General features: G+C 57.4%; 16 protein-coding genes. 11 read left to right on the plus strand and 5 right to left on the minus strand.

Annotation, left to right across the window (positions count from 1 at the left end; all coding sequences use genetic code 11):
* The first annotated feature begins 264 nt into the window (after positions 1 to 264).
* The 10 genes from LF599_RS01125 to LF599_RS01170 all read left to right on the plus strand — a co-directional run bounded on the left by LF599_RS01125 (position 265) and on the right by LF599_RS01170 (position 8,691).
* A complete protein-coding gene (locus LF599_RS01125; protein ID WP_279521970.1) occupies positions 265 to 2,676 on the plus strand; it encodes a homocysteine S-methyltransferase family protein in 2,412 nt (803 codons plus the stop codon).
* Between the two features lie 278 nt (positions 2,677 to 2,954).
* A complete protein-coding gene (locus tag LF599_RS01130) occupies positions 2,955 to 3,485 on the plus strand; it encodes a TlpA family protein disulfide reductase (RefSeq protein ID WP_269940849.1) in 531 nt (176 codons plus the stop codon).
* A 9-nt stretch (positions 3,486 to 3,494) separates the two neighbouring features.
* Positions 3,495 to 3,953 (plus strand): N-acetyltransferase, encoded by a 459-nt coding sequence (locus tag LF599_RS01135; RefSeq protein ID WP_279521971.1) that lies wholly within the window; start codon positions 3,495 to 3,497, stop codon positions 3,951 to 3,953.
* Positions 3,954 to 3,966: 13 nt separating this feature from the next.
* The gene (gene hpt / locus LF599_RS01140; protein ID WP_279521972.1) at positions 3,967 to 4,497 is read left to right on the plus strand and encodes a hypoxanthine phosphoribosyltransferase; all 531 of its coding nucleotides are present in this window, start codon (positions 3,967 to 3,969) and stop codon (positions 4,495 to 4,497) included.
* A 33-nt stretch (positions 4,498 to 4,530) separates the two neighbouring features.
* The gene (locus LF599_RS01145) at positions 4,531 to 5,811 is read left to right on the plus strand and encodes a DUF3426 domain-containing protein (RefSeq protein WP_279521973.1); all 1,281 of its coding nucleotides are present in this window, start codon (positions 4,531 to 4,533) and stop codon (positions 5,809 to 5,811) included.
* 315 nt (positions 5,812 to 6,126) lie between these two features.
* A complete protein-coding gene (locus tag LF599_RS01150; RefSeq protein ID WP_279521974.1) occupies positions 6,127 to 6,429 on the plus strand; it encodes an AtpZ/AtpI family protein in 303 nt (100 codons plus the stop codon).
* Positions 6,401 to 6,814, plus strand: a complete 414-nt coding sequence (locus LF599_RS01155) for an ATP synthase subunit I (RefSeq protein ID WP_279521975.1) — start codon at positions 6,401 to 6,403, stop codon at positions 6,812 to 6,814. Before LF599_RS01150 ends, LF599_RS01155 begins: the two co-directional genes overlap by 29 nt.
* A gap of 25 nt (positions 6,815 to 6,839) precedes the next feature.
* Entirely contained in the window at positions 6,840 to 7,562 is a 723-nt protein-coding gene (gene atpB, locus LF599_RS01160; RefSeq protein WP_279521976.1) for a F0F1 ATP synthase subunit A, read from the plus strand.
* A gap of 73 nt (positions 7,563 to 7,635) precedes the next feature.
* The gene (locus LF599_RS01165; RefSeq protein WP_269940854.1) at positions 7,636 to 7,944 is read left to right on the plus strand and encodes an ATP synthase F0 subunit C; all 309 of its coding nucleotides are present in this window, start codon (positions 7,636 to 7,638) and stop codon (positions 7,942 to 7,944) included.
* Between the two features lie 114 nt (positions 7,945 to 8,058).
* Positions 8,059 to 8,691, plus strand: a complete 633-nt coding sequence (locus LF599_RS01170; protein WP_272699203.1) for a redox-sensing transcriptional repressor Rex — start codon at positions 8,059 to 8,061, stop codon at positions 8,689 to 8,691.
* A gap of 959 nt (positions 8,692 to 9,650) precedes the next feature.
* Here the strand turns inward: LF599_RS01170 and LF599_RS01175 are convergent.
* The 5 genes from LF599_RS01175 to LF599_RS01195 form a co-directional block, all read right to left on the minus strand.
* Positions 9,651 to 10,595 (minus strand): aldo/keto reductase, encoded by a 945-nt coding sequence (locus tag LF599_RS01175; protein WP_279521977.1) that lies wholly within the window; start codon positions 10,593 to 10,595, stop codon positions 9,651 to 9,653.
* Between the two features lie 66 nt (positions 10,596 to 10,661).
* Positions 10,662 to 11,960 carry a TRAP transporter large permease gene (locus tag LF599_RS01180; protein WP_279521978.1) on the minus strand — a complete coding sequence of 433 codons (1,299 nt, stop codon included), beginning with the start codon at positions 11,958 to 11,960 and terminating at the stop codon, positions 10,662 to 10,664.
* A complete protein-coding gene (locus LF599_RS01185) occupies positions 11,960 to 12,463 on the minus strand; it encodes a TRAP transporter small permease (protein WP_279521979.1) in 504 nt (167 codons plus the stop codon). The genes LF599_RS01180 and LF599_RS01185 overlap by 1 nt, the downstream gene beginning before the upstream one ends.
* A gap of 67 nt (positions 12,464 to 12,530) precedes the next feature.
* Positions 12,531 to 13,532 carry a TRAP transporter substrate-binding protein gene (locus tag LF599_RS01190; protein WP_279521980.1) on the minus strand — a complete coding sequence of 334 codons (1,002 nt, stop codon included), beginning with the start codon at positions 13,530 to 13,532 and terminating at the stop codon, positions 12,531 to 12,533.
* Between the two features lie 810 nt (positions 13,533 to 14,342).
* Complete coding sequence (locus LF599_RS01195; RefSeq protein ID WP_279521981.1) at positions 14,343 to 15,173, minus strand: amidohydrolase family protein; 831 nt, start codon at positions 15,171 to 15,173, stop codon at positions 14,343 to 14,345.
* A gap of 492 nt (positions 15,174 to 15,665) precedes the next feature.
* Here LF599_RS01195 and hpsG point away from each other — a divergent pair, with 492 nt between their 5' ends.
* On the plus strand, positions 15,666 to 18,137 hold the full coding sequence (hpsG, locus tag LF599_RS01200; RefSeq protein ID WP_279521982.1) for a (2S)-3-sulfopropanediol dehydratase: 2,472 nt from the start codon (positions 15,666 to 15,668) through the stop codon (positions 18,135 to 18,137).
* Positions 18,138 to 18,189 lie beyond the last annotated feature (52 nt).

An 18,189-nucleotide genomic window follows, 5' to 3' on the forward strand; every position in this document is an offset into this window, starting at 1 on the left:
GGATTCGGCGCCGCAGCGCACGGTTCAATACAAATTATAAGAGCAAGAAGGCCACACTATAGATTTTGACCGACCTTATCAATGATTTTCAGGGAAGCGCAACTTGTGCAAGACCCTGCGCAGCCGTAGCCGGAAAACACCGAATTTCGCCTCAATAAAAGGCTTGATTTCCGCCCGGGTCGCCGCTATATCGAGATATCTTGATATATGAATACATCGGCCGGGGCGCAATCTCTGCGCATCCCGCCCGTGCGGAGGGTACCAGTGCGCGATTTCAGGTCAATACTCGACGACGACAGAATTTATTACTTTGACGGCGGCTACGGTACGCTGCTTCAGGGCAGGGGGCTGCCCGCCGGGCTTTCCCCCGAGTTGTGGGGGCTCAAGGAGCCCGACGTCATCCGCTCCGTGCATCGCGATTACCTGGAGGCCGGGGCGGACATTCTGACCACCAACACCTTTGGCGGGTCCAAGCCCAAACTCGGCTTGAACGCCGATCCCTTCGAGCTGAACCGGGCCATGACCGCCATCGCCCGCGAAGTGGCGGGCGACCGCGCCTTTGTGGCGGCCTCCATCGGCCCCACCGGGCATTTTGTCAAGCCGCTGGGCGACATGACTTTCCGCGAGCTGGTGGAAATCTTCAAGGAACAGATCAAGGGCTGCGTGGCCGGAGGCGCGGACTTCATCCTGGGCGAGACCCTTTTCGACCTGGCCGAAGCCAAGGCCGTGGTCATCGCCGCGCGCATGGTCTGCGACCTGCCCGTGGCCGTCTCCATGACCTTCGAGGGTGAAGCGTCCCTGACCGGCACCTCGCCGCAGACCTTTGTGGACACCATGCAGAACATGGGCGTGGACCTCATCGGCACCAACTGTTCCGCCGGGCCGGAGCAGATGCGCGACACCCTGCGCGCCTGGGCTCCCCGGCTGGAGACGCCGACCTTTGCCGAGGCCAACGCCGGACTGCCCGAGCTGGACGGAGACGGCAACACCGTGTTCCGTCTGCAACCGGAACCGTTCGCCGAGCAGGCGGCCGGGTTCGCGGAGCTGGGGGTCAAGTTCATCGGCGGCTGCTGCGGCACCACCCCTGACCATATCCGCGCCTTGCGCAAGCGCGTCGGCGACGTCCGCTGGCAACGGCCCGAGAAGACCGACAACGCCCAACTGGTCCTCACCTCGCGTTCCGTCTCCGTGCCCATCGGTTTTGACCACCCCGGCGTCATTATCGGCGAGCGCATCAACCCCACAGGCAAGAAGCAGCTCACCGCCGAGCTTCAGGATTCCATTTTCGCCGAGGCGCACCGTTTCGCCGCCGAACAGGTGGAGCAGGGCGCGCCGGTGCTCGACGTCAATGTGGGCGCGCCCCTGGTCGACGAAGTCCAGCTCCTGCCCGAGTTGATCGTCTCCCTGCTGGGCCGGACGACCGCGCCGCTCTCCATCGACTCCAACGATCCGGCGGCAGTCGAGGCCGGGCTGTGGGCCTATCCCGGCTCTCCCCTGGTCAACTCCATCTCCGGCGAGCCCGGCAAGATGGAACGGCTCGGTCCGCTGTGCAAGCTCTTCGGCGCGCCGTTCATTCTCCTGCCCATTGTGGGCAAGAAGCTCCCGGTGACAGCGTCCGAACGGCTCAAGGTCATCGAGGACCTCCTGGCCCGGGCGGACGCCCTGGGCATTCCACGCCGCCTCATCATGGTCGACGCCCTGGCCCTGACCGTTTCGTCCAAGCCCGAGGCCGCCCGTCACTCCATGGAGGTCATGCGCCATTGCCGTGACGAGTGGGGCCTGCCCACCACCATCGGCCTGTCCAACATCTCTTTCGGCCTCCCGGCGCGTGAGCTTCTCAACTCCACCTTCCTCGCCCTGTCCATGGGCGCGGGGCTGTGCTCGTTCATCTCCAACCCCAACTCCGCGCGCATCCAGGAGTCCCTGCACGCCGCCGAAGTCCTGCTCGGCCGCGATCCCCAGGCCGCCCGCTACATCGACAAGTTCTCCGGCTGGGTCGGGGGAGGCGGGGCGCAGGCCGGTTCGGCTCCGGCCGCCAAGCCCGGCGAGCCGTCCCTGCCGCCGGTCCAGGCCGCCGTGGTCAAGGGCGACAAGGACAATGTCGTCAAGCTGGTGGAGGGGGAGCTGGAAAAGGGCATGACCGCCATGGACATTGTCAACGACCTGCTCATCCCCGGCATCCTCGTGGTCGGCGACAAGTACGAGGCCAAGGAATACTTTCTGCCCCAGCTCCTGCAGTCCGCCGAGACCATGCAGACCGCTTTTCAGCGGCTCAAGCCGCTTCTTGAGGAGGACGGCGGGGCTGGAGAGCGGCCGGTGGTGATAATGGCCACGGTGGAGGGCGACATTCACGACATCGGCAAGAATATCGTCTGCCTCATGCTCAAGAACTACGGCTTCGAGGTCGTGGACCTGGGCAAGGACGTGCCCGCCGCCAGGATCGTGGACGCTGCCGAGGAACACAACGCCGCCCTCATCGGGCTGTCCGCGCTCATGACCACCACCATGGTCCGCATGGAGGACACCGTGAAGATGGTCGCCGAACGCGGTCTCTCCGCCAAGGTCATCATCGGCGGGGCCGTGGTCACCGAAAAATTCTGCAACGCCATCGGCGCGCACGGCTGGTCCACGGACGCCGTGGCCGCCGTCAAGCTCGCGCAACGGCTGACGCAGTAGCCCCCGTGTCCGGGAAGGGCGGCTGAGCCTCTTTGCGAAAAGGTTCTCATCCGCTTCCCGGCCCCATCCCCCCGTATGGCGGATGGTTTCCGCCGGTCCGGCCCGAAGCTGATCGGCGGGAAGGATGGGGAGAGCCGGGTGGATTTCGTTCGTTCGGCGTTGTGTTGCGTGAAAGTTTCTTGACCTCTGCCGCCCCAAGTGTTTTGAGAGAGGGCCTCTCGCTTTTATTTGGCATTCAACTCTGCTAGAGTGCCGAAAATTCACTCCCGAGGTGTTTCATGAAAAGAATGTGGCTCTCCTTCGCCCTTGCCCTGGGTCTTTTGGCCATGACGGCGTGTTCGGGCGAATCCGGCAACGATGCCGACAAGACGGGCGGCGAGGCCCAGTCCTCCGCCGCGAAGAGCGTTCCGGCGGACTCCGGCTCCATCCCCTTCATGGGACGGGCCGAGCTTGACCAGTATCTCAAGGACAATGCCGAAAGGCCCACCATGCTTTTCTTCTGGGCCACATGGTGCCCCTCCTGCAAGCAGCAGATTCCCGAGTTGGAGGCGTTGCGCAAGGTCAGGGGAGACAAGGTGAACATCATCGCCCTGTCCATGGATGAGCGCGTCGAAGCGCTGGAGCGGTATTTGGAGAAGAACCCCATGGACGTTTCCGTCTACCTGGGCGACCGGGAGCTGGCGCGCGAATTCCGCGTCGAGGCCATCCCGACCCTGGTGATCTTCGACAAGACCGGCAAGCATATCTTCTCCCAGGCCGGTGTCTTCCCTGGCTCCATGCTTGGAGCCATGGTGGACAAGCTGAACTAGCAGGAAGTCATGATACGCAAGGCACGCATCGAGGACGTCAAGTCCATCCACGGGCTGCTCATGTTGACCGATCAGCATGACGGCCTGGTCCTTCCCCGCTCCTTCAGTCAACTGTATTCCCATCTGCGGGACTTCGTGATCGCCCTTGACGATGACGGCACGGTCATCGGCTGCTGCGCCCTGAACATAATCTGGGACAACCTGGCGGAAATCCGCTCCCTGGTGGTGGAATCCTCCCATCGGGGCAAGAAGCTCGGCCGCAAGCTGGTCGAGACCTGCCTGTCCGAAGCCGTGACCCTCGGCATTTACCGGGTGTACACCCTGACCGAGGTGCCCGGCTTTTTCGAGCGGGTGGGCTTCGAGCCCGAGGAAATGGACAACCTGAACCAGAAGATATTTCTGGACTGTCTCAACTGCCCGAGGTTCCCCGACCTCTGCAACGAGGTGGCCATGACAATCAACCTGTAACCCGAACAGCGCAATGGCACACAAACTGAAACCTTTCATCACCGACGAGCAGATCGCAGGACGCAATGCGGAGCTTGGCCGTGAAATCACCGAGTCCTACTCCGGCGAAGGTCCGCTGGTCTGCATCTGCGTGCTCAAGGGCGCGTTTCTCTTTTTTGCGGACATCATCCGCCGTATCGAACGTGAGATCGAGATCGATTTCGTGAGGCTGGCCAGCTACGGCTCGGCCACTTCCCGCTCCGAGGACATCGTCTTTTCCAAGGACCTGGAAATTTCCATCGAGGGCAAGGATGTCCTGGTCATCGAGGATATCGTGGACACCGGGCATTCCATGGACTTTCTGCTTCATGTACTCAAGCGTAGAAATCCAAAGAGTTTGAAAATTTGTGCGCTTATTGATAAACAGGAACGACGGGAAAAGGCCGTGACCGTCGATTTCGCCGGTTTCAAGCTGAACGACGGGTTCATCGTCGGCTATGGCCTGGATTATGCCGAGCGGTACAGGGAACTGGGCGGCATTTTCGAGCTGTCCAACGAATCTTAGAGCCAACCAACCGGACTTTCTGGAGATCGAATTATGATCGTCACCTGCCCGAATTGCGAGACCAGCTACAACCTGCCCGATGAAAAAGTTCCGGCCGGCGGGGCCAAGGTCAAGTGCTCAAAGTGCGCGCACGTATTCAAGGTGGAGTTGCCTCCGGCCACTCCCGAGGAAGAGGTCGAGGCGCTGCTTGAGGACAACGAGCGAGGTGTGGACACCGCTGCGGGCGAGGATTTCGACAAGACGTTCGACGACGTTGCCGCCGGTGACGCCGAAGTCGCCGCCGAGGCTGCCGAAGTGGCCGGGGCGCCCGACGAGGAAGAGTTCCCGGCATCGGATGCGGCCGACGAGATCGTCGAGGAAATGCCCGATACGGACGATCTGTTCGAAGAGGAAGCCCCCGCCGCCGATGGCGTGGAGGTTCCGGCCGAAGCGGAGGACGACCTGTTCGCCGACCTGGGCGGCGGAAAGGACGAAGAATCCGACGACCTGTTCGCCGAAGAGGAAGACGTGGAAGACGCCGAGTCCGACGGTCTGTTCGTCGACGAGGGCGAACGCGGCGACGATCTGTTCGCGGACGAGGGCGACGAGGATGACGGAGACCTGTTCGAGGACGCCGACGAGGCGGAGATCGATGATTCACGGGCGCTTTTCCCTTCCGAAGACGAGGGGGACGAGGCGGCCGCCGACCTGGGCGGAAGCCTGGAGCTCGACGAGAAGTCGAAGCCCGGCAGCAGCAAGTCCCTGGGCTGTTTGATCGTTCTGCTTATCCTTGCCGTGGCCATCGGCGCGGCCATCTATTTCCGGGTCTGGACCTTCGCGGGCGTCAACCTTGGCGCCATGCTCAAGGACGTGCCCTTCGTGGGGCAGTTGTTCGCGGAGGACAACGGCGGCGAAGCGCCCGCTCCGGGCGAGTCCCCGGCCGAGCGAGTGCGCAAGATCGAGCTGAAGAACGTCAAGCAGTATTACGTGGCCAACGAGAAGGTGGGCAACCTGTTCGTGGTCGAGGGCAAGGCCGTCAACAAGTTTTCCAAGCCCAAGGAAAGGGTCGAGGTCGAGGTGGTTCTCTACGACGCGGGAAACAACGTCCTGACCTCCCAGTCGCTCCTGTGCGGCAATGTGCTGTCGCAGTTCCAGCTTCAGGTGCAGAGCGAAAATGAGATCAAGGAGGGGTTGGCCTCGGATGTGGGCATTCTCTCCAACAACACGTTCATCAGGCCCGGCGCGTCCACGCCCTTCATGGCCGTATTCTTCGAGCCCCCGGCAGGGGTCAAGGAGTTCCTGGTCAAGGTTGTGGACGTGAGCGACCCGAAATAGGGGAGTCCGAGCCTTGAGAAACGGACGATTCAGCGGATGGATACGCCACTCCATCCGCTTTTTCATGGGGCCGTTACAAAAATCGGGATATTTTTCACATATAGGGTGTGCGTATGCCCCAAACTGCCGGATTTTAGGTCTTTTTAGCTATTGCGGAAAGTTCGAAAAAGGGTCATCGTTTCTGAAAAAGACGTTGACGGGAATTGGCGGCGTATGCTACTCCTCCTCCACTTGTGAAGGATTGCACGAAATGCCTGAGCGGGGTGGCAAGCCACTGCCGACGCTCGTGTATCCCAGCCTTTGCGAGGTGTAAACATGTTCTTTTCAAAAGACGATCGGTGGGTGAACATCACTCAGCTGGGGGGCACCGCCGGAACGATGGGGCTGCACATCGTATCGGCAACCGTCGTCGGCCTGACCTTCGGGTATTTTCTGGATAAATACTTCGGGACCAGGCCTTGGCTGATAATGATCTTTTTCTTTCTGGGGATCATCGCCGGGTTCAAGATGGTTTTCGAGGATTTCAGGCGTCTCCAGAGGCGTGAAGAAGCTAAAAGAGCTGGTTCTTTGAAACAGGACGGAGAAAAGAGTGCTGGGCAGGATGAACCAAGGGCTTGAACGGCTGCTTGTCAGAAGCGGCTTCGCCAAGCCGGATGTGCGCATCGTTGTCCGCAACCAGATTTATGTGTCGCTGGGGACCTCTCTAGTGATCATGCTGGCAACACTGTTTTCCCGGTGGTCTCTGGCCTATCTGGCGGGGGCGGTAATCGCCCTGGTCAACTTCTGGACGCTCGCCCGCGTGACCCAGTCGTTGGTCTACGACCAGAAGAGGGGACCATATCTGCTGTTTGTCATATTCATGGGAAAGATGGCTCTGAGCGGGCTGGCCCTGTGGTGGCTGATCGGAGTCGAACGAGTTCCTCACTGGGGGTTGATTGCGGGGCTCGGCACCGTGGTGGTCAACATCACCGCGACCGGCCTGAGTCAGTTGGGGAAGAAATAGCCGAACTGCTTAAGGAGGCTTTGATATGGGTTTTTCGGGCGGATTGCCGCATCCTCTCTTGTACATGGACATGCTGAAAAGCATCGGCCATTGGGGCGCCCAAGTTGAACACGCTCTCGGCGTGGAAAGCATCAACCACGTGCTCTACATGTGGCTGGTCATGGCCATCATCCTGGGTCTGGGCCTGATGGTCCGCAGCCGCCTGCAGTTGGTTCCCGGCGGCCTCCAGAACGTCTTCGAGACGATCATCGGGGGGCTGGAGGACTTTGTCGTCGCCAACCTCGGCGAGGAAGGCCGTCAGTTCATGCCGCTGCTGTGCACCATTTTCATTTTCATCCTGGGCATGAACTGGCTTGGCCTCGTGCCGGGCTGCGACGCGCCCACCGCGAACATCAACACGCCGGCTTCCATGGCCATCATCGTGTTCTGTTTCTATCAGTTCGTCGGCATCAAGAAATGGGGCTTCGGCTACATCAAGCATTTCATGGGCCCGGTCGGCTTCCTGGCTCCGCTCATGCTTATCCTTGAGCCCATTTCTCACCTTGCCCGTCCGCTCAGCCTGACTCTTCGTCTTTTCGGTAATATCCGCGGCGAGGAAATCGTTTTGATCCTGATGTTCTTCCTGGCGCCGATCCTCGGCTCCCTGCCGATGTACTTCCTGTTCATCCTGGCGAAGACCATCCAGGCATTCATCTTCTTCATGCTGACCATGCTGTACCTGCAGGGTGCCATCGAGCACGCTCACTAGACGAAGTCTGCTTAATTTGGGGAAATGGTCCTTGGACCACAACAATATTACGTAATCCATTTGGAGGATTAACATGAAAATCGCGAAGATTCTGTTTTCCACCCTGGCAATGGTTCTGGTCGCGTCCGTCGCCTTCGCCGCTGAAGGTGCCGATCCCGTCATGTCCGCCAAGGCCTACGCCACCGCCATCGGCATGGGCATCGCCGCCGGTCTCTGCGGTATCGGTCAGGGCATGGGTGTGAAGGGCGCCTGTGAAGGCATCGCCCGCAACCCCGAAGCCGGTGGTCAGCTGTCCACTACCCTGATTCTCGGCCTGGCCTTCATCGAGTCCCTGGCCATTTACGCCCTGGTCGTCAACCTGATCCTGCTCTTCGTCGTCTAGTTTCAGGTTTACGGAGTCCTTTCAAAGGGAGGCCTCGGCCTCCCTTTTTCAGCCTCTTTCATGTTAAGAATTTCACATACCGGAAAGCCTCTTGACCGGAAAGAGCCCAAAGTTATGAAAAGCGAACACATCCCTAAAGCAACCATCGGACGGCTCGCCGTCTACATTCAGGTCCTCGAAAACCTCCTTCGGGACGGCAACGATGTCGTATCCTCGGAGCGCCTGGCCCGGGCCTGCTCGGTCAACTCCTCCCAGATCCGAAAGGACCTTGCGTACTTCGGTGAATTCGGCGTACGCGGCGTTGGCTACTACGTTCAGGAATTGATTACTTCCATCAAGCAGTCGCTCGGCATCGACCGACTCTGGAAGTGCGCCCTCATCGGCGTGGGCAACATGGGCAGCGCCCTGCTTCGGCATCATGATTTCGAGAAGCGCGGGTTCAAGATCTGCGCGGCCTTCGACTGCGACCCGGACAAGATCGGGCTTGAGTTCGAGGGCATGGAGATCGTCTGCCCCACCCATCTCAAGGAACGTGCGCCCGAGCTGAACCTCGAGATCGGTATTATCGCCACGCCGCCGGACCGCGCCCAGCGTGCGGCCAACCACCTGGTGGAGGCCAACATCCGCGGTATCATCAACTTCGCGCCGTCGAGGATCAACGTGCCCAAGCACATCCCCGTCGAGTACGTAGACTTTTTTGACCACCTATACTCCATTGCATTCCAGATAACGCTCGGTAGCGATTAGGGTAGAAGACACCCATTCCTTTGTAGGAGTTTGTCCCGACAGCGGGGCAGGCGTCTTGTGTTTGTGGAAAGCCGTCACGCGGCTGGGTCCATAGGCACTGTATTGTCTTGCGCCAGGTATGCGCCTGTCACGGACGTTGCCATTGCCCGTTCATCTCGCGGATTGCCGCTCCTCCTCGCGCCGGACTCCAGTAGGCATCGTTTTGCCTTGTGCTCCGGGTTAGTCGGACACGGCCCTTCAGAAGTCCTGGATGATCTCAGGCTTGGTCCTCATGCTTGGGGAGAGCCGTCACGCGGCTGAGCCCTCAAGCCCGACATTCCCCTGCTGCAATGTAATGAAATATCTTCTCGCCGCGGCCCCATCCCGCAGAGCGGCACCAACAAGGATGGGAAGGGAGAAGAGGCGGGAGACTGAGAGTAGAGGAGAGGGCTAGCCCTTTTCAAAGGGTATCCACCATGTTTCTACGCTCTCTTTTCAAGAAGGAAGCGGGCAGTCACCTTTGACCTATTGGGGAGTCAAACGGAGCTATGCGTAATTCACACATGCCGTCTGAAAATACCCCTTGTTCACTGATGGTCGTGTGGACCTCATTTCGGGTCAATTCAACACGCCCATGACGGTCTTTATGGTGCGAAGAAACATTTGATCTAGGCCGATGTTAATATCCTGAAAAGGGCCATTCGGCCTGGAGCGTACTTTTCGGGTGAAAAGTACGATGGGGCTGTCTCTGTTGCAGAGCTACTCGCTTCTTGGCGTACACGGCTGGCCATCCAATATTCCGCATATTGAGTGAGTTGATACAACTGTGAGAGCGTGACAAATGGGATGGCCGCCCCGAGCTTGTTTCGGAAGCAGTTCATTTATGGGGCCATCGACCCGGCGTCGGCTATTATAAGAGGAAAAAAAGCACCTGCCCTGCGGCCGTTTCCCTGGCCGCAGGGCAGGTGCGGATAAAACGGCTATTCTCCGTCCCAGATGTTTTCAAGGGTGTAGGGCGACCCTTTTAGCATCCAGTGTGAACCATCAAGGAAACGGTAGCTCATATCCATAGCCGAAATGATGGCCATGTCGGCCTCGGCAAGTTCAAGATCGGCGGCGGCAAGGTTTTGCCGAAGCCGCTCAGGATTTGTCGACTTGGGAATGACGGACGTTCCCCGGGAGACGGCCCAGCCGAGCAGTATTGACGCCGGCGTGGTGCCGAGTCTTTCCGCCATGGCCAGGATATCCGGATGATTGAGCAGCCCTGGCTCTCCTTCTTTGTGTTGGTGGGCCGGACGGTGCTTGGACCCCAAGGGTGCAAAGCCGGTGATGCCCATGCCGTTGGCCTGGCAATAGGCGCGCATCTTGTTTTGCTGGAGATAGGGATGCATTTCCACTTGGCTGACGGCTGGCAGAATCGAGCCCTTGTCCAGCAGAACCTGAATCTTTTTCATGCTGAAATTGGATGTGCCGATGTGCCGCACGAGTCCCGCTCGTACACAGTCCTCCAGGGCGCTCCACGTCTCCAATGCGTGTTCTTCGGTCCAGGCTATAAGATCACTCCCGGACTGAGGATACATGACCGTGTGTGAAAGCTGCACGGGCCAATGGATGAGATAAAGATCCAGGTAGTCAAGACCGAGAGCCTCAAGGGACCGCTCCAGGGCTGGCCGGACGTCCTTCGGGCACTGGGAGTTGTTCCAGAGCTTGGAAGTGATCCAAAGCTCACGTCGCGGAACAGGCGTTGCGGCAAGGGCCTCGCCGACTTCGTTTTCATTGCCGTATACGTGGGCACAATCCACGTGCCGGTAGCCGATGCGCAAAGCCTCGGTCACGGCGCGGGCGACTTCACCTTTGGCTGCCTGCCATGTCCCCAGACCGAGAGCGGGCATTTTCGCTCCCGTATGCAACATGATGTATTTCATGATGACCTCGACAAAGCGGCTCCGCCAGAGACTGACGGAGCCGGTTGTAATCATTGACGGATAAGGCTACTGCCCTGCGCCGATGGCTGCTGGGAGCCATGTGCTGAGGAACGGGCAGTAAACCACGATAATGATGCATATCGTCAGGACCAGCAGATACGGCAGAACGGCCAGCGAGATCTTTTCCACCGACAGGTTCGCGATACGTGAGGCCACAAAGAGGTTAACGCCCAATGGCGGGGTAAGCATGGCCACCTCGTTGGTGATGACCATAATCACACCGAAGTGGATCGGGTCGATGCCGAGGCCGGTCACCATGGGGAGAAGCACCGGGGCCAGGATAATCATGGTGGACAGCGTCTCCATGAACATGCCCAGGAAGTACAGGATGCCCACGATCATCAGCAGGACGATCGCCGGGTCCTTGGAAACCCCGAGGACCATGTTCGCCAGGCGCAGGGGAGCCTGCTCGTAGGTCAGAATCTTTCCAAAGAGCGTGGATGCGCCCACGATAAGCAGGACCGTACCGGAAAGCATGGCTCCTTCCAGCAGGGACAGCTTTATATGTTTCCATCTCAGGGCCTTGTTGATGACTATGCCGACAAACAGGGCCCAAACGATGGCGATAACCGAAGCCTCAACAGGCGTAGCCATGCCCGAATAGATGGACCCCAGGATGATGAAGGGAGTCGCCAGGGCAAAGCCGCCTTTGGAAAGACTTTTCAAAAAGACTTTCAAATTGAACGGGGGCTGTTCCTCGTTGACTTTGACCCCTTCAAGCTTCGCCTTGATCATGGCCATGGAGGTCATGAAGACGGCGACCATCAGGCCGGGAACGATGCCCGCCGTGAACATGGCGGTCACGGACACGTTGGCCAGAATGGCAAAAATGATCATGGGGTTGCTCGGCGGCAACAAAATGCCGATGGTGCCGCCCGATGATGCCGAAGCAGCGGCATAAGACGGTGTGTACCCGCTGCGCACCATGGACGGAATCATCAGGGTGCCGATGGCTGCCACGGTTCCCGGTCCGGAGCCAGAGATGGCGGCGAAGAAGGTGCAGGCCATGATGGTGGTGATGCCGAGGCCGCCGGGCAGGCGTCCGACAAGCTGCTTCACCACGTCGATGATCTGCTTGGTGATGTTGCCGTGCTCCATGAGGGTACCGGCAATGACGAAGCAGGGAATGGCCAGAAGCGGGAACAGGTTCACGCCGTCGAACAGCGAGTTGTGGATAATGGACAGCGGGAGATAGCCGCAGGTCATGATGGCGACGATGGCTGAAATGATCAACGACATGAAGATGGGCATGCCGATGAAGAAACAGACAACCAAAGACACGATGGTTATGGAGAGAGTGGACATTACGCATCCCCTCCAGTGATTTTAGCAAGACTCATCAATTCATGGTTTTTGATAAGGTGCCAATATTTTATGATCAATCTTACGTTCATCAGCAAAAAGCTGGCGGGCAGCATGGCTTCCACATAGCCCTTGACGATCCCCAGTGTCGGGGAGACCTCGGGAAACGCGAAGGCATCCCGGAGAACCAGAACCGACTGATAAGCGATAAAGAAGTTTGCCACCATCCAGAGCGTGTCCGTGAACATGAGGAGAGCCACTCTGCACTTGGGCGGTAGGACCATAAACTGGGCGCTGATGCGTACGTGTTGGGAATGTTTTACGGCCAGTACGCCCCCCATGTACACGGACCAGATGAAGCTGTAGCGGGACAACTCCTCGGTCCATGCCAGGGACGAACTGAGTACAAAACGCATAAAGACCTGCAACGTGAGGGCAAACACCATTGTCGCAATCAAAATCATGCAGGCGCCTTCCTCAAAGTTGGTAAAGAATTTTTTAATCATAGACATTCTCGAATTACCATTGGGGGAGATTATGGGCGGGCCGCAACCCGCCCGTTTGCTTTCAAGTCTAGTCCTGGCCCATGATCTTCAATGCGTTGTCGATCTTGTCCTTTCCACCCACGGTTTCATAATATTCAGGCCACAAGGACCGCGCCTTGTTCATCCATACGTCCTCGTCGCTGAGTTCCTTGAGGACCATGCCGTGCTTGAGACAGTTGTCCAGAGCGGTCTTGTTCTGCTGGGCAACCCATTCCCATTCATGCTCGCAGGCTTCTTTGGCGGCCTTCTTGACCAGGGCCTGGGTGTTGGCGGGCAAGCGTTGGAACCATTTTTCCGAAACCAGCAGGGGGCCCACCCAGAGCATGTAATGCAGATCGGTAATATACTTTTGCACTTCCCAAAACTTCTGGTCCTGGTTGATGGAGTGGGGATTTTCCTGACCGTCGGCAACGCCTTGTTGCAAGGCGTTGAAGGTCTCAGACCACGCCAACGGATGCGGCTCTACGCCCCAGGAGCGGAAAGAGTCGAGCTGGATACGCACCTTGGGCACCCGAATCTTGAGGCCTTGGAGGTCGTCAATCTTGGTGATGTCGTGCTTGGAGTTGGTCAGCACGCGGTAGCCGCCGATGAGCCAGCCCAAGGGGCGGGTCATGCTCTGAGTGGCGACCGTGTCGCCCAGATCTGAAACAAAGCCGTCATTTCTGAAGAGGCTGTATGCATTTTCAATCTGGGGGAAGAGGTAGGGCAGAATGGTAATGGTGGCTGCGGGCGCAAAGGGGGTCAGGTTGCCTGCCGCCAGGACTGCAACGTGGAGCTCGGCGTCGCGGAGCTGCTTCACATTCGCTTGTTCCGATCCCATGGAGCCGCCCAGGAATAGATTTACCCGAACCTTGCCGCCCGACTCCTTTTCAACGATTTCCTTGAATTTTTCCAATGCGACGGCATGAAGGCTTCCGGAGGGATTGGCCGTAGCGGCCATGATCATGGTTCCCTTGTAGTTTTCCGCAAAAGCTGAGGTGGAAAATAGGAACAATGCTGCGGTCATAATCAGGATCAATGTTTTTTTCATTATAGGCTCCAGATTGACAGGTTTTGAGCGGGCTTATGGAAAAGCCCCTTGGCTGCGATGCCTGGGCATCGCGGGCCATCCAGTCGTTTCATTGGTTGACGATTTTACATTTGATTTTCGAAAAGGCTGTAAAATCACAATCTGACTGTATTTAAATAGAACTTACCAGTAGCCATACTGAGCTATGGTCAGAGTCGCGTCTTGAATTGGGCTCCACACCAATTGAGGATACGACGGCAACTCCAGTTCGGCAGAACCCTCACCCGCACGAACTGGTTTATAAATTTGCAAGGAGGGTGCCTCTCTTGTGAAAACAAGAACAATAGCTTGCACAAAGTGTGTGGCTAAGCCACAGCTAATAAGGATAACTACAAGCGTTATTTATACAACATACTAAAAGACTTAGACTATGAATGAGAAAAGGAGTTTCCAAGTCTTTAATAAAAATTTTGAATTTTTCAGATCGTCCAGAATCATCACTTGTGAATTGTAAAACAATTTGAAAAAGGCAAAGGCGACCGTATGTTTCCGCAGTGCAACAAATAGTTTTTTTGCCCGGAAACTAAGTTGTATCCTACTGTTTTTTAGGAATAAAACGTTGGAATGTTGCACGGCGGAAACGGTTGCGCGGCAGCAACAGACAGCTAGAATTTTGGCGTATCAGACTCAGGCGGGGCAAGCAACTTTACCCCTTTCCTGAGACAAATTTCACATGGATGCAGGTGCCGATCCCGGATTGCTTGTCTTTGCTTCGGGCACAAAAAAGGGACGTTTTCACGTCCCTTTGGATAGTGGGTGGGTGCTGGACCTCTATAGGCCGAGCACCTTCTTGGCGTTTTTGAACATGATGGCTTCAAAGACATCATCAGGCAGGCCGAAACCCTTGTACATGGCTATGGCATCGCGGAAGTCGGCCCCGGGATGGGCGCTGGCGAAAAGCAGCTTGTCGCCTATAAGATTGACCGCTGCCTTCACGTACGCTTCTCCGCCGGGATGGCGCTCGTATTCGGACAACTCCATGTACACATTCTCATTGCGCTCGGTGACCATGATGGCCTCTTCGACCCAGGGGTATCCGCCGTGGCTGATGACAATCTTCAGTTCAGGGAAATCGCGCGCGACGTAGTCGATATAACGGGGGGCGGCGTGCTCCATGACGGCGCCCGGCACCAGCGTGCCCGGGCCGGTGGAGACGACAATGGGGATATCCAATTCGCAACACTTGGCATAGATCGGATAATACTTGGCGTCATTCACGAAAAGTTTGGCCAGGTATGGGTCGATGGCCGCGCCATGCATCCCTTCTTCCTTGATCTGGCGAGTCAGCTCGTAAACGCCGTCCATGCCTTTGTGGGGATCTACGCCCATGAATCCGAGGAACATGTCGGGAAATTCCTTAACGAATGACATGACTCCGGCGTTGTTGGCTGCCGCATCATAGGTCATGGAGCAGTCCCGGCCGGTAATGACGGCCTTTACGACATTGTGCTTCTTGATCATTTCCACAACATCAGGGACTTCCTGGGCCACGAGGCGGGTCAGGTCTATTTTGGCAAACATGCCTTTGAACATGGTGCTGTTTGTAAAGCCGTCAATGGTGGCCTGGGTATTCGGCCGAAAACGAAAATCGATAATCTGCACGAGTATTCTCCTTTGAACGAGTGCGTTCGATTGTTCCAGCCCGTTTTGCAAAGGCAGTGCCATGACTTTTCTCGTCAAGGCGCGGTTTATGAAGCAGGGCGCAGGCAAATCGAGAATGTCTGGCAGTGGAACACCGTGCCCATTTCTTTAAAGAAAGCTCAAAGCGTTCTGACGAAGTGAAAATTCATGTTGAAGGCAAGTCGGGACTTTGTGCTCAATTGCAACAAGCGACTTTGTGCGCAACTGCAACAAGCTTGGTAATCAAATGAAATAAAAGAATAAAAATTGATTATGTTGTCGGTGCGCAACAAGATGGCTGGTTTGCTGTTTTTCCCGTCAATAGGGGTTTTAAACGGATAGGTTAGTAAAAACAGTATGTTGAGTGTTTGGCATGATCGATGCTTATTGTGAAGTGCGCTCTGAGCGCGTGGCTCCACAACCATTATTTTAAGAATAAGCACCAGCTAACATTCATTATTTAGGAGTACTGAAATGACCAATTGTGACTGCTGCCTGTCGCCCCAGGAGGCACGGATTGCGAACAGCGTCGACACCCGTGCCGGCCGCGAACGCATCTATGAAATTCTTGATTCTTTCCACATGACCACGCCTTTTATCGACATTGAGCGCGCCCGGTACTTCACCGAGTCCATGAAGGCCACCGAAGGCCAGCCCATGGTCCTGCGTTGGGCCAAGGCTCTGATGAACTGCGCTGAGAAAATGACCGTATATATTACTCCCGGCTCCCTGATCGCCGGTCGTGCAGGCAAGCTTGGCCGTTACGGCATCCTGTACCCGGAGATCGACGGCGACTTCTATTCCATCCTCGGTGAGCTGGACAAACGCGAAAAGAGCCCCTTCAAGATCACTCCTGAGGAAGTCGATATCGTTGTCAACGAAATCGCTCCTTTCTGGAAGGGCAAGACCTACCACGAGCACCTGAACGGAGCCATGCCCGACGACCTGCGTGGCGTGACTTACGACGATGACATGGGCCTGAAGTCTAAGTTCGTTGTCTCCGAAACTTCCTCTTACCGCTCCGCCCTGCAGTGGGTCCACGATTACGACAAGGTTCTGAAGCGCGGTTTCAATGACATCAAGCGTGAAGCCGAGGAACATCTGGCCGAACTCGACGATCAGAGCCCGGTCCAGATGTGGGAAAAGCGTCCCTTCTACGAGGCCATGGTCATCATCTGCGATGCCATCACGCTGTGGGCCCGCCGCCACGCCGATCTCGCCCGCGATCTGGCCGCCAAGGAGACCGACAAGATCCGCAAGGCCGAGCTGCTGGCCATGGCGGACCGTTGTGAGCGTATGCCCGCCGAGCCCGCCAAGGACTTCCGCGACGCCATCCAGTCCCAGTGGTTCGTGCAGATGTTCTCTCGCATCGAGCAGAAGGCTTCCGCCATCATCTCCAACGGCCGCATGGACCAGTACCTGTTCCCGTACTACGAGCAGGACCTCGAAGCCGGTACCTTGACCCGCGAACAGGCCAAGGAGCTGCTGGAAATGATGTGGGTTGAGATGGCTCAGTTCATCGACCTCTACATCAACCCCACCGGCAATGAGTTCAATGAAGGCTATGCCCACTGGGAAGCCGTCACCATCGGCGGCCAGACCCCGCAGGGCGAGGACGCCACCAATGACCTGTCCTACCTCTTCCTGGAGTCCAAGCGTGAGTTTCCGTTGAACTACCCCGACCTGGCCGCCCGTATCCACTCCTGTTCCCCGGAGCGGTTCCTGGCCGAAATAGCCGAGACCATCAAGGACGGCTCCGGTTTTCCGAAGCTTATCAACGATGAGGAAGTCATTCCCCTGTACACCGCCAAGGGTGCTCCTTACGACCAGGCCATGGACTACTCCGTCTCCGGCTGCACCGAAGCCCGTATGCCCAACATCGAGACCTACACCTCCGGTTGTGTGTACGTTAACTTCGCCACGGCCGTTGAAATGACCATGCACAACGGACGTATGCTCAAGTACGGTGACGAAGTCATCGGCCTTGAAACCGGCGACGTCACTGAGATGAAGACCTGGGACGAGTTCTACGACGCCTACATCAAGCAGCACAACAACCTGCTCGTGAAGGCCTTCCGCCAGCAGTACATCGTTGACTCCCTGCGCCCCGAGCACTTCGCTACTCCGCTGGCTTCCGTCCTGCACGACCTGTGCATGAAGGAAGGTCTGGACCTCCAGAACCAGTTCATTCCCGGCGGCCTTGAGTACTCCTACTTCGAGTTCCTGGGCTACGGTACCGTGGTCGATTGTCTGTCCGCCATCAAGAAGGTCGTCTTCGAAGACAAGAAGCTGACCATGGAAGAAGTCCTCAAGGCCATCACCGCCAATTTCGATGGATACGAAGACATCCGCGAGATCCTGCGTTCGGCTCCGAGCTACGGCAACAATGATCCGTACGCCGACGCCATCGCCAAGGAAATCGACGCGGTCTGCCAGCGTTACGCCGCGAAGTACTCCAAGGAGCGCGGCGTGAACCTGGATGTGCGCTACGTGCCCATCACCTCCCACGTTCCCTTCGGCAAGGTCGTTTCCGCTCTGCCCAACGGCCGCGAAGCCTGGACCGCTCTTTCCGATGGTTCCTCCGCTTCCCACGGCGCCGACCACATGGGTCCCACTGCCGTCCTGATGTCCAACTACCACTCCAAGAATCGCGGCATGAAAAACCGTGCTTCCCGCCTGTTGAACGTCAAGCTCTCCCCGAAGGTTGTCGAAGGCGAGGCCGGCACCCAGAAGATCGTGGATATGATCCGTTCTTGGTGCGACCTGCATCTGTGGCACATTCAGTTCAACATCATCAACAAGCAGACCCTGCTGGCCGCTCAGAAAGATCCTGACAAGTACCGCAGCCTGCTCGTTCGTATCGCCGGATACTCCGCATACTTCTGCGACCTGTCCCGCGACCTGCAGAACGACATCATCAACCGTACTGAACACGAACATATGTAGTTTGTGAAAAACACGCGGGGAACGGGATTTCCCGTTCCCCGCATTTCACGAA

The sequence above is a fragment of the Pseudodesulfovibrio thermohalotolerans genome, from assembly GCF_021353295.2.
In the GTDB taxonomy this organism is placed as follows: Bacteria; Desulfobacterota; Desulfovibrionia; order Desulfovibrionales; family Desulfovibrionaceae; genus Pseudodesulfovibrio; species Pseudodesulfovibrio thermohalotolerans.